Origin of the sequence: Actinomadura sp. KC06, assembly GCF_004348735.1 — a bacterium.
Lineage (GTDB): Bacteria > Actinomycetota > Actinomycetes > Streptosporangiales > Streptosporangiaceae > Spirillospora.
In genome coordinates, this window is the sequence record NZ_SMKT01000215.1 from 1 (window position 1) to 11,902 (window position 11,902).

10 protein-coding genes are annotated in these 11,902 nt (G+C 70.6%); 6 read left to right on the forward strand and 4 right to left on the reverse strand.

What is annotated here, in order from left to right; all coding sequences use genetic code 11:
* Positions 1-89: 89 nt before the first annotated feature.
* Entirely contained in the window at positions 90-911 is an 822-nt protein-coding gene (locus E1287_RS38535) for a hypothetical protein (protein ID WP_131970286.1), read from the forward strand.
* A 183-nt stretch (positions 912-1,094) separates the two neighbouring features.
* The gene (locus tag E1287_RS38540) at positions 1,095-2,060 is read left to right on the forward strand and encodes a hypothetical protein (RefSeq protein ID WP_131970288.1); all 966 of its coding nucleotides are present in this window, start codon (positions 1,095-1,097) and stop codon (positions 2,058-2,060) included.
* Between the two features lie 65 nt (positions 2,061-2,125).
* Here the strand turns inward: E1287_RS38540 and purL are convergent, their stop codons facing one another.
* The 4 genes from purL to purS all read right to left on the reverse strand — a co-directional run bounded on the left by purL (position 2,126) and on the right by purS (position 7,357).
* Complete coding sequence (gene purL, locus E1287_RS38545) at positions 2,126-4,420, reverse strand: phosphoribosylformylglycinamidine synthase subunit PurL (RefSeq protein WP_243719729.1); 2,295 nt, start codon at positions 4,418-4,420, stop codon at positions 2,126-2,128.
* A 1,112-nt stretch (positions 4,421-5,532) separates the two neighbouring features.
* Entirely contained in the window at positions 5,533-6,213 is a 681-nt protein-coding gene (purQ, locus tag E1287_RS38550) for a phosphoribosylformylglycinamidine synthase subunit PurQ (protein WP_131970290.1), read from the reverse strand.
* Positions 6,214-6,310: 97 nt separating this feature from the next.
* Positions 6,311-6,751, reverse strand: a complete 441-nt coding sequence (locus E1287_RS38555; protein ID WP_131970292.1) for an ATP-binding protein — start codon at positions 6,749-6,751, stop codon at positions 6,311-6,313.
* Between the two features lie 363 nt (positions 6,752-7,114).
* A complete protein-coding gene (purS, locus tag E1287_RS38560; protein ID WP_171064619.1) occupies positions 7,115-7,357 on the reverse strand; it encodes a phosphoribosylformylglycinamidine synthase subunit PurS in 243 nt (80 codons plus the stop codon).
* Between the two features lie 131 nt (positions 7,358-7,488).
* On the opposite strand from purS, the gene E1287_RS38565 reads away from it, so the two are divergent.
* The 4 genes from E1287_RS38565 to E1287_RS38580 all read left to right on the forward strand — a co-directional run.
* Positions 7,489-9,108: a hypothetical protein gene (locus E1287_RS38565; RefSeq protein WP_131970297.1), complete on the forward strand. Its 1,620-nt coding sequence runs from the start codon at positions 7,489-7,491 to the stop codon at positions 9,106-9,108.
* A gap of 270 nt (positions 9,109-9,378) precedes the next feature.
* Positions 9,379-10,518: a pyruvate dehydrogenase (acetyl-transferring) E1 component subunit alpha gene (gene pdhA / locus E1287_RS38570; RefSeq protein WP_131970299.1), complete on the forward strand. Its 1,140-nt coding sequence runs from the start codon at positions 9,379-9,381 to the stop codon at positions 10,516-10,518.
* A complete protein-coding gene (locus tag E1287_RS38575) occupies positions 10,515-11,498 on the forward strand; it encodes an alpha-ketoacid dehydrogenase subunit beta (protein WP_131970301.1) in 984 nt (327 codons plus the stop codon). Before pdhA ends, E1287_RS38575 begins: the two co-directional genes overlap by 4 nt.
* A 5-nt stretch (positions 11,499-11,503) precedes the next feature.
* On the forward strand, positions 11,504-11,902 hold a 399-nt coding region (locus E1287_RS38580), incomplete at its 3' end, for a biotin/lipoyl-containing protein (protein ID WP_347814004.1).

The following is an 11,902-nucleotide window of genomic DNA, read 5'->3' on the forward strand; positions in this document are numbered from 1 at the left end:
AAGCCCCTGGGCCTCCCCCCGGCGCCCCGCCGACTCCGGTACAGGGAACCCCGACGCCGTCCCTTCCGCTGCTCGGGAAGCTGTCACGCATGCGCCGATCGCGCCCGGAACCCAGGCCCGAGCCGCCCGCACCACCGGCAGCCGACCTGGACCCGTCCGCCTTCGAGGAGACCGCAGCCTTCAGGGCGGTCGCCTCCGACGACCCGAACCAGACGCAGCAAGAAACCCGTCCACCAGCCAACGAGCCCAGCCCAGCTGACCAGACGGCGGCGTTCGGCACGGTCGCCTCCAACTCGACCGCCACATTCGACGCCGTCGACCTGGACGAGCACCCGGACGCCACCGAACCGACCCCGCACCTCATCCCCGGACTTGGGCAGGGCCGTGACAACGACGGACGGAATCCGTCGCCGCTCGCGTCCTTCGCCAAGATGCGCCGCCCCAGCAACCACGTACTCGGCGTGGCGCTCTCGCTGTTCATCGGGGTCGGCGTGGGCATCGCCATCATCGCGCTGGTGCTGTGGCCCCAGCTCAAGGCCGACGACGACGGGCCGCCGCCCGACAGCACGAACGCGTCCAACAACCGTCCGGTGACGACGATCCCGTCATCGTTCGCGGGGACGTGGAAGGGCACGGTCGTCAACACCAACCGCAACGTCTCGTTCCCGCTCGAGGTCACGTTCCAATCCGGCGGGACGACCGGGCGCGTGTTCTACCCGAAGGAGAAATGCAACGGCACGCTCGCACTGACGAGGGGCACGGAAAGCGCGCTGAAAATGTCCCTGTCGGTCGCTAAGCCGTGCACGTCCGGGGTCGTCCAGATCACCCGGCAACCGGACGGGACGCTCCAGTACACCTGGAACCGACCAGGCACGAGTCTCGGCTACGGTGGCCGGCTGAACCGTGGGTGAGTCCCGTCCCGTACCGGTGGAAGTGGCTGTGAGTCGTGTCACGTAAGATGGCTCGCCTCCCAGCAAGCGAGCAGGGCTTATCGCCCTTCGCACTGCCTCACGCGTCCCAGGGGTTTAATCTTGGCGAGGCACAGACGGCACTTTAAGGTTCATTGACCCACGGCCAGGACGAGAGGAGAACACGTGGAGACCCCCTCCGCACGCCCGCGCGGTGGACGGCGCGCAGCCGTGGCTCTCGTGGCCTTCGCCGCCGCGCTGCCGCTGGTCGGCACCGCCACCCCGTCCGCCGCCGCACCGCCCGCCCTGGCCGCGCTCAACGCCTACGCCGCCGATCCCGGTGACAGCAAGAAGTTCGCCCAGCTGAACCGGCAGATCGAGAAGCTCGACAAGGAGTACGGCGGCGACCTGGCCAAGCTCAAGGACGTCCAGTACGCCGCGGAGAAGTCGCTCAAGAAGGCCAAGGACCTGCAGCAGGACCTCGTCGAGGCCCGCAACCTCGTCGCCCAGCTCGCCGCGACCCAGTACATGATGAACGGCGAGGACCCCACGGTCACCTTCGTGACGGACGCGAACCCGAGCGACCTCCTCAGCAACGCCACCCTGGTCAGCCACCTGTCGCAGAACAAGGCCGCGAAGGTCGCGCAGATCCAGAAGCTCGTCAACGACCAGCTCCAGGCCCGCAAGCAGGCCCAGGCGAAGATGGCGGAGCTGAAGAAGGAGATCAAGGACCTGCTCAGCCGGAAGGCCAAGATCAAGGCCCTGGTCAAGCAGTACAAGCCCGAGTCGCCGAGCATCGGCATGGGCGGCATCACCCCCCGCATGCTCAAGGTCAAGAACACCATCGACCTGGAGACCGGCCCGTTCCCCGTGATCGGCTGCACGCGTCCAGGCGACCCCCAGGACCACGGCACGGGCCGCGCCTGCGACTTCATGGTGACGACCGGCGGCGCGATGGCCACGGGCAGCGCCCAGGCTCAGGGCGACCAGGCCGCCCAGTACGCGATCTCCCACGCGAGCGCTTTGGGCATCAAGTACGTCATCTGGCGCCAGCGCATCTACGACATGCGCAGCCCCGGCTGGCGCATGATGGAGAACCGAGGCGGCACCACCGCCAACCACTACGACCACGTACACATCTCGGTCTTCTGAGCCTGTCCAACGCGAAGGGCGCCTCCCGTTCTGGGAGGCGCCCTTCGCGCGTGGTCGTGGACGGGTTAGTCGGCGTAGCTGGGGAGCATGTGTTCGTGGGCCTCGCGTAGTTCGTGCAAGGGGATGCTGAACAGTTCCTGCTGGTCGCCTTCTGTGCCTCGGCCCGTGACGGTCAGGGCGTCGCCGCCCGCTACGCCCAGCTGGGCGACGGGCACGCCTGCCGACTCGCACAGGGCCGCGAGGCGGGCTTCGGCGCCCGGCATGACGACGACCATGGCGCGGGCGACGGACTCGCTGAACAGCGCGACGAACGGGTCGCCGTGCAGCGTGATCTTGGCGCCGAGGCCGCCGCGCAGGCACGACTCGACCAGGGTCTGGGACAGGCCGCCGTCCGACAGGTCGTGGACGGCGGTGACGAGGCCGTCCCGGACGGCGTTGACCAGCACGGACGCCAGCGACGCCTCCGCCTTCAGGTCCACCAGCGGCGGCAGGCCGCCCAGGTGGCCGTAGACGACATGCGCCCATTCCGACCCGCCGAACTCCTCCCGGGTCTCGCCGAGCAGCGCGATCGTGGCGCCGTCGGTGGTGAGCGACATGTTCACGCGGCGGCGGACGTCGTCGTGGACGCCGAGGACGCCGACGACCGGGGTCGGGTTGATCGCCGTGGCGCCGGTCTGGTTGTAGAAGCTGACGTTGCCGCCGGTGACCGGGATGCCGAGGTACTGGCAGCCGTCCGCGAGGCCCTCGACCGCGCGGGCGAACTGCCACATGACGCCAGGGTCTTCCGGGGAGCCGAAGTTGAGGCAGTTGGTGACGGCCAGGGGCCGGGCGCCGGTGGCGGCGACGTTGCGGAACGCCTCGGAGAGGGCGAGCTGCGCGCCCGCGTACGGGTCGAGGCGCGTGTAGCGGCCGTTGCCGTCCAGGGACAGGGCGATGCCCAGCCCGGACTCGTCGTCGATGCGCACCACGCCCGCGTTCTCAGGCATCGCCATCACGGTGTTGCCCATGACGTAGCGGTCGTACTGGGACGTCACCCACGTCTTGCCCGCGAGGTTCGGCGACCCCGCCAGCCAAAGGACGGTACGGCGCAGCTCGTCGCCGTTGGACGGACGAGTAAGCCGCCCTGGCGTGTCGGACTGCAGGGACCCGAGGTCCCTCGGCGGCTCCAGCGGGCGCTGGTACACCGGGCCCTCGTCGGCGGCGGTGACCGGCGGGATGTCGACGATCGTCTCGCCCCGCCAGGTCATGACGAGCCGTCCCGTGTCGGTGACCGTCCCGATCACGGTCGCCGGGATCTCCCAGCGGGCGCAGATGTCCATGAAGCGGTCGACCTTGCCGGGCTCGACCACCGCCATCATGCGCTCCTGCGACTCGCTCATGAGGATCTCCTCGGGGAGGAGCGTCTCGTCGCGGAGCGGGACGGAGTCGAGGTCGACGTGCATGCCGCCGGTGCCGGCCGCGGCCAGCTCCGTCGTAGCGCAGGACACGCCGGCCGCGCCGAGGTCCTGGATGCCGACGACGAGGTCCTCGCCGAACAGCTCCAGGCAGCACTCGATCAGCAGCTTCTCCATGAACGGGTCGCCCACCTGGACGGACGGCCGCTTCCGGTGCGACTCCTCGTCGAACGTCGCCGAGGCGAGCACGGACGCGCCGCCGATGCCGTCCGGGCCGGTCAGGGCGCCGAAGAGGATCACCTTGTTGCCGGGGCCGGGGGCGACGGCGCGCTTGATGTCCTCGTGCTTCATCACGCCGACGCAGAGGGCGTTGACCAGCGGGTTCTGTTCGTAGCAGGCGTCGAAGACGGTCTCGCCGCCGATGTTGGGCAGGCCGAGCGAGTTGCCGTAGCCGCCGATGCCCGCCACCACGCCGGGCAGGACGCGCTGGGTGTCGGGGGCGTCCGCCGGGCCGAAGCGCAGCGAGTCCATAACTGCGACCGGCCGCGCGCCCATCGAGATGATGTCGCGGACGATCCCGCCCACGCCGGTCGCCGCGCCCTGGTACGGCTCCACGTAGGACGGGTGGTTGTGCGACTCCACCTTGAAGGTGACCGCCCAGCCCTGGCCGATGTCGACGACACCGGCGTTCTCCCCCATGCCGACCAGCAGCTTGTCGGTCTTCGGAGCCTTCTCGCCGAACTGGCGCAGATGCACCTTGGAGCTCTTGTACGAGCAGTGCTCGCTCCACATGACCGAGTAGATCGCCAGCTCGGACGAGGTCGGACGGCGGCCCAGGATGTTGCGGACGCGCTTGTACTCGTCCTCATTCATGCCCAGCTCGGCGAACGGCTGCGGACGCTCCGGGGACGCGGCGGCGATGGCGACCGTGTCCGTCCCGGAGTAGCCCGTCGCCGGCGCCTGGATGGCCGACTGCGGGCCCGTGCCGGTGCCTATGGCGGGTTGCGGCCCGGTTCCGGTGCCGATGGCGGGCTGCGGGCCCGTACCGGGACCCACGGCGGCCTGCGGGCCGGTGCCCCTGCCGATGGCGGGCTGCGGGCCTGTGCCGGGCCCAACGGCGGGCTGAGGGCCCGTGTTCGGGCCTACAGCTGGCTGCGGGCCGGTGCCGAGTCCGATGACGGGCTGCGGCGCGGTGCCAGGGCCGACCGCAGGCTGCGGGCCCGTACCCAGGCCGGCGAAAGGCTGCGGGCTAGCGCCAGGGCCCACGGTGGGCTGCGGTCCCGTGCCGGGGCCGACCGCAGGCTGAGGGCCCGTCCCGGTGCCGACAGCGGGCTGCGGGCCCGTTCCGGTGCCGATGGCGTGCTGTGGGCCTGTGTTCGGGCCCACCGCAGGTTGCGGGCCCGTGCCCGTCCCAACGGCGGGCTGCGGGCCGGTGCCGGTCCCGACAGCGGGCTGCGGGCCTGTCCCCGTGCCGATCATGGGCTGCGGGCCGGTGCCGGGCCCAACGGCGGGCTGCGGGCCCGTGTTCGGGCCTACGGCGGGCTGCGGCCCGGTGCCCGTTCCGATGGCGGGTTGCGGGCCGGTGCCGGAGCCGGGGCCGTGACCGGCCGGGTTCGCGGACGGGGCCGCGGGGTTCGTGTACTCGCTCGCGTCAGGGGTCGTGAGGGTCGGGTCCGCCAGGGTGGACGAGGGGTCGCTGGACGCGCGTTCCTCGGCCAGGGCGCGGGCGAACTCCTGCTCCGGCCCGCCGAGCGGACCGCCGGTGGGCGCTTCGAGAGGGCCGGGAGCGGGCTGGGCCGCGACGAACGCCGCCTGCACGGCCGGGTCGACCCGGATGGCCGGATCGACCTGCACGGCGGGCTCCGGCCGGACGGCGGGCTCCGGCCGGACCGGCAGGGCGGACGGGTCCGCGGGCTTGGCCTCTTCGAGCATCGCCTCGAACGCCTGGGTCACCGAGGGGTCGACCGGCTGGAGTTCGGGGTCGTCGGCGTCGGACTTGAGCTCGCCGAGCCACTCCATCGAGGGCTCGTCCGGGGACTCCCCGGTCGCTCGCGCGGGGGGCTGGGGCCGTTGCTCGCTCATGCGGTGACCAAACTCTTGACGATCGAGGTGAAGAAGCCGAGCCCGTCGGTGGACGGGCCGGTCAGGGACTCCACGGCGTGTTCGGGGTGGGGCATGAGCCCGACGACGTTGCCGGCCTCGTTGCAGATGCCGGCGATGTCGTCGAGGGAGCCGTTGGGGTTCAGGTCGACGTAGCGGGCGACGATCCGGCCGGAGTCGGCCAGTTCGGTCAGGGTCTCGCGGTCGGCGGTGTAGCGGCCGTCGCGGTTCTTGACCGGGATCACCAGCTCCTGCCCTTCCCGGTAGCCGGTGGTCCATGCGGTGTCGACGTTCTCGACGCGGAGCCGCTGGTCGCGGCACACGAAGTGCAGGCCGGCGTTCGGCAGCAGCGCGCCGGGGAGCAGATGCGACTCGCACAGGACCTGGAAGCCGTTGCAGATGCCGAGGACCGGGAGGCCGGCGCCGGCGGCGGCGACCAGCTCGGTCATCAGCGGGGCGAACCGGGCGATGGCTCCGGCGCGCAGGTAGTCCCCGTAGGAGAACCCGCCGGGGAGGACGACGGCGTCGACCCCCCGCAGGTCGTGGTCGCCGTGCCACAGGGCGACCGGCTCGGCGCCGGACAGCCGCACGGCGCGTGCGGCGTCTCTGTCGTCGAGCGAACCTGGGAAGGTGATGATCCCGACCCGGGCAGCGTCCATCTCTTCTGTTCCTCCGAAATGAGGGGCGGCCGGGACGGGCGGGTCGTACCGCCGATCACCCCGATGCGCGTCGATTCTCCCCCGCGCGCGTACCAATCTACCCGGCGCTGTGCATGAGCCTGCGGTCGAGGCGCTGAACCAACGCCCCGTCACGCCAGGTCAGCCGCTTCCGCAGGTGGACGACGGTGCCCCTGTCGGGCGTGGAGTCGATGTCCAGATCGTCCACCAGCGCACGCATGATCTTAATGCCGCGGCCGGATTCGCTCAAAATCCCCCGTTCCTCGGGGGCCGGCCGGGGCCCGCGGCCCCGGTCCGTGATCGTGAGGGCACAGACGCCCTCGTCCACCCGTCCGGCCACCTCGTAGTCGCCTGTGGCGCGGGAGTGCTGGACGACGTTCGTGCACGCCTCGGAGGCGGCGACCAAGACGTCGTCGACGCAGTCCTCGGAAACGCCCAGCCCCCGCAGCGCGTCTCCCAGCACCCGACGGACCACCGGGATGCTCAGCGCCTCGCACGGCAGCGAGAGCGAGATCCTCATATCCACCCGGACACCTCGTGTCCGCTCCGGGCTTGCCGACCGTTCCCCCGGTCCCGGAGCGTGCTCGACGACTCGACGCAGCTAACAGTTCCCCGGCGGAATCTTCCGTAATCGCTATAGTCGCGGGTCTTTCACGGACGTCCCGTTGGCACGGTCTAAGCCCGGGAGGCGCCTGGAACGCGCCAATGCCTTCCGGAATCGAACGGTATTGCGCGCCATTCCACGTCAGGGCGGTCCGAACACCGAGAACGCCTGAAACGCGCGGAGCGTTTTGGAACGCTTTGGACCCTCTGAAACGGCCGGTAACGGCCGGGGAGCACCGGGACAGGTGGAACGCCTGAAACCGCTGGAACCGCCGGGACGCTAGAGGACGCGAAGCTCGTAGTTCTCGATGACGGGGTTCGCCAGCAGCGTCTCGGCGATCTTGCCGACCCGCTCCAGCGCCGCCTCGTCGGCCTCGCCCTCCAGTTCCACCTCGAACCGCTTGCCCTGCCGGACGGCGACGATCCCGTCGAACCCGAGCTGCGGCAGCTTCCGGGCGATGGCCTGCCCTTGCGGGTCGAGGATCTCCGGTTTGAGCATGACGTCGACGACGACACGCGCCACGGCAGCCCCCTCACTCATCAGCAACTTTCCTTACGATCCTGAAGCGTACGGCACCATGACCCATCACAGCCCACCTGCATCCCCGCGTGATCCCAGCCGCCCCACCCCGCCTGCACCCCCGGAGCCGCCCGATGAACATCGAGGACCTGACCCCGACGGAGCGCCGCCTATGGGAGGCGTTCCCGAAAGGCGAAGCCGTCGACCTGTCGTCCGGCGACGCCGCGTTCGACGACACCGGGCAGGCCGACCGCTGGGGGCACGACCGGGTGGTCAGGGCGGAGGTCCTCGTGGCACTGCTCGTCGGGGCCGTGGAGCCGGAGCCGGGGCAGGTCGCGGCCGTCCGGCTCGGCGGGGCCCGGGTCACCGGCTCGCTGAACCTCGGGCACGCGGACGTCAGCGTCCCGCTGGCGCTCACCGGCTGCTCGTTCGACGAGGCGCCGCACCTGTACTGGGCGAGCATGAACAGCGTCCATCTGATGCGCTGCCGGCTGCCGGGGCTGATCGCGTCCGGAACCCGGGTGGACGGGCATCTGTGGCTGGAGGGCAGCCGGATCACGGGCGGGCTGTGGCTGGACGGGGCGAACATCACCGGCATCCTGAACATGTCGGGCGTCCAGCTGAGCAATCCGGGCGGGGACGCACTGCTCGCCGACCGCCTCACGGTCGAGGCGAACGTGTACTGCGACCAGGGGTTCACGTCCAACGGTGAGGTCCGGCTGCCCGGCGCCCGGATCGGCGGCCAGCTCATCCTGCGGGGCGCGCGGCTGAGCAACCCGTCCGGTCCCGCCCTGTACGCGAGCCGCCTGGACGTGGCCGCGAACGTGTTCTGCGACGGCGGGTTCACGGCGGAGGGCGAGGTCCGGCTGCGCGGCGCCAGCGTCGGCGGGTACCTGTCGTTCGTCGGCGCGCGGCTGTCCGCGCCGGGGCGCACGGCACTGAACGCCGACGATCTGACCGTCGAGACCGACATCTACTGCTCGGACGGGTTCACCGCCATCGGCGCCGTCAGCTTCTCCGGCGCCCGCGTCACCGGCCAGCTCAGCCTGCGCGACGCCCGGCTGCGGCACGACCAGGGGACGGCTCTCAGCCTGCAGCGCGTCCAGGCGGAGGAGCTGCTGCTGCGCACCGCCGAGCCGATCCAGGGCACCGCGGACCTGTCCTACGCCCGCATCAACCTGCTGCGGGACGACGCCGCGTCCTGGCCGGAGCGCCTCCAGCTCGACGGCCTGCAGTACGAGACCCTCGAACCGCCGCTGACCGCCCGCCAGCGCCTCGACTGGCTGCGCCGCGACACCGACGGTTACGCTCCGCAGCCCTACGAGCGCCTCGCCGCGACCTACCGGGCCCTCGGCCTGGACGCCGACGGCCGCTACGTCCTGCTCGCCAAGGCCCGCGACCGGCGCAGGACGCAGGGCCTCTCCCGCAAGATCGTCGGCTGGATGCAGGACGGCCTGGTCGGCTACGGCTACCGCCCGTTCCGCGCGGCGAGCTGGCTGATCGGCCTGCTCGCCTTCGGGACGATCGTGTTCTCGCTCCACAAGCCGGACGTCCTGGACAGCGGCCAGAAGCCGCATTTCAATCCGTTCTTCTACACCCTGGACCTCATCCTGCCGATCGGCACGCTCGGGCAGGAGATGGCGTTCGCGCCCAAGGGCGTCTACCAATGGATCGCCAACTTCATCGTCGCCGCCGGGCTCGTCCTCGGGCTGACCGTCGCGGCGGGCGTGACCAGGGCGCTCTCCCGCGAGTAGGCGGCGGGCCCGCGCCGCACCGGGTGGTGTGCGTCACGTTTGCGTCAAGGGCCAGGGCCGAGGGTAGGTGTGCCGGTAATGAGCCGAGCGGCGCTCGTCCTTTGAATGGTGGTGGGCGGGGGCTGGAGGACGGCAGGACTTGCATCGCGGGGTGTGAGGTCTGCCACGATGGCATAAGCGGCTTTTGTCCCTTACCGGGGCCGGAGGCCGTGGACATCGGCCGATCGTGCGGCGATCCCGCGCGCCGGCCCCGAACGAGGAGTGTCATCGATGACGATCGACTCCGTGCGCGGCGCGCCTGATACCCCCGAGCTGGCCGAGCCCGAACTCGTCCAGCTGCTCACCCCCGAGGGGGAGCGCGTCGAGCATCCCGACTACCCCCTGGACCTCAGCGCCGAGGAGGTACGCGACCTTTATCGCGATCTGGTCATCGTCCGGCGGCTCGACCTGGAGTCCGTGGCGCTGACCAGGCAGGGCGAGGTGGGCCTGTGGCCCTCGCTGCTGGGCCAGGAGGCCGCGCAGATCGGGTCCGGACGCGCGCTGTCCGAGAACGACATGGTCTTCCCGACCTACCGGGAGCACGGCGTCGCCTGGTGCCGGGGCGTGGACCACCTCAACATGATCGGGCTGTTCCGCGGCGTCAGCCACGGCGGCTGGGACCCGACCGAGCACAACTTCCACCTGTACACGGTCGTGATCGGCAGCCAGACGCTGCACGCGACGGGCTACGCGATGGGCGTCCAGCGGGACGGCGTCCTCGGCACACCGTCCGCGGCCGGGACGATCGCGTACTTCGGCGACGGGGCGACGTCGCAGGGCGACGTGCACGAGTCGTTCGTTTTCGCGTCCGTGTTCAACGCGCCAATCGTGTTCTTCTGCCAGAACAACCAGTGGGCCATTTCCGAGCCGCTTGAGAAGCAGTCGCGGATCCCGCTCTACCGCAGGGCGCAGGGCTACGGTTTCCCCGGCCTGCGGGTGGACGGCAACGACGTGTTCGCCTGCCTGGCCGTCACCAGGAAGGCCCTGGAGAACGCCCGGACGGGCCAGGGCCCGACGCTGATCGAGGCGTTCACGTACCGGATGGGCGCCCACACCACGACGGACGACCCCACGCGCTACCGCCTCAAGGCCGAAGAAGAGGCGTGGAAGCTCAAGGACCCGATCGAACGGGTCAAGGCGTATCTGGTGCGCAATGACCTCGCCGAGACGGGATTCTTCGAAAAGGTCGAGGACGAGGCCAAGCAGCTGGGCAGGGAACTGCGCGAAGGATGCCTGTCGATGCCCGACCCGCAGCCTTTGGCGATGTTCGAGAACGTTTACGCGGAATCGCATCCGCTGATGACTGAGGAGCAGGAGCAGTTCGCCGCCTACCTGGCGTCGTTCGAGGAATCCGGGGAGGAGTCCCGATGACTACGCTCACCCTCGGAAAGGCCATGAACGAGGGCCTGCGCAAGGCCATGGAGAACGACCCGAAAGTCCTCGTCATGGGCGAGGACGTCGGGAAACTCGGCGGGGTGTTCCGCATCACCGACGGCCTGCAGAAAGATTTCGGCGAGGAACGCGTCATCGACACGCCGCTCGCCGAGTCAGGCATCGTCGGGACGGCGATCGGCCTCGCGCTGCGCGGCTACCGTCCGGTGGTGGAGATCCAGTTCGACGGGTTCGTCTTCCCCGCCGCCGACCAGATCATCACGCAGCTCGCCAAGATGCGGATGCGGTCGCTCGGGTCGCTGTCGCTGCCCGTCGTGATCCGGATCCCGTGGGGCGGCGGGATCGGCGCGGTGGAGCACCACTCGGAGTCGCCCGAGGCGTACTTCACGCACACCGCCGGGCTGCGCGTCGTGGCGTGCTCGAACCCGCTGGACGCGTTCGCGATGATCCAGCAGTCGATCGCCTCGCCCGACCCGGTGATCTTCTTCGAGCCGAAGCGCCGGTACTGGGACAAGGCCGAGGTCGACGTCGAGTCGACGGCGGCGGACTGGACGCCGCTGCACGACGCGCGGATCGTCCAGCCGGGCGAGCACGTGACCGTCCTCGCGTACGGGCCGTCGGTGAAGACGTGCCTGGAGGCCGCCGCCGCTGCCGCCGAGGAGGGGCGGTCGCTGGAGGTCATCGACCTGCGCTCGCTCAACCCGCTCGACATCGGCGCCGTCGTCGGCTCCGTGAACCGGACGGGACGCTGCGTCGTCGTCCACGAGGCGCCGGTGTTCAGCGGGTTCGGCGCCGAGCTGGCCGCGCGGATCACCGAGCGGTGCTTCTACCGGCTGGAGTCGCCGGTGCTGCGGGTCGGCGGGTTCTCCGCCCCGTACCCGCCGTCCCGCAACGAGGACCACTACCTGCCCGATCTCGACCGCATCCTGGACGCGGTCGACCGAACCTTCGCGTGGTGACGCCGGTGAGCCAGCCGAAGATCTTCAAACTGCCGGACGTGGGCGAGGGCCTGACGGAGGCCGAGATCGTCAAGTGGCACGTCCAGCCCGGCGACACGGTCGAGATCAACCAGACCATCGTCGAGATCGAGACCGCCAAGGCGATCGTGGAGCTGCCCTGCCCGTTCGAGGGCGTGGTGACGGAGCTGATGGTCACCGAGGGCGCGACCGTGGACGTCGGCTCCCCGATCATCTCGGTGGACGCCGACGGCGATGGCGGCGTCGCGACGCCGGTGTCGGAGCCTCCTGCGCAGGCCGCCGCGTTGCAGGAGACGGAGGCCGTGCCGACCGCCAACGAGCCGGGGATCGTGTCGTCCGAGGCGCCGAAGCGCACGCCCGTGCTCGTCGGGTACGGCGTCAAGGAA

What these genes read in the sequence shown, in the direction of transcription:
- E1287_RS38535 (WP_131970286.1), top strand. Translation starts at nt 90, where the DNA reads ATGCGCCGATCGCGCCCGGAACCCAGGCCCGAGCCGCCCGCACCACCG.
- purQ (WP_131970290.1), bottom strand. Translation starts at nt 6,213, where the DNA reads ATGGACGCTGCCCGGGTCGGGATCATCACCTTCCCAGGTTCGCTCGAC.
- E1287_RS38555 (WP_131970292.1), bottom strand. Translation starts at nt 6,751, where the DNA reads ATGAGGATCTCGCTCTCGCTGCCGTGCGAGGCGCTGAGCATCCCGGTG.
- E1287_RS38565 (WP_131970297.1), top strand. Translation starts at nt 7,489, where the DNA reads ATGAACATCGAGGACCTGACCCCGACGGAGCGCCGCCTATGGGAGGCG.
- pdhA (WP_131970299.1), top strand. Translation starts at nt 9,379, where the DNA reads ATGACGATCGACTCCGTGCGCGGCGCGCCTGATACCCCCGAGCTGGCC.
- E1287_RS38575 (WP_131970301.1), top strand. Translation starts at nt 10,515, where the DNA reads ATGACTACGCTCACCCTCGGAAAGGCCATGAACGAGGGCCTGCGCAAG.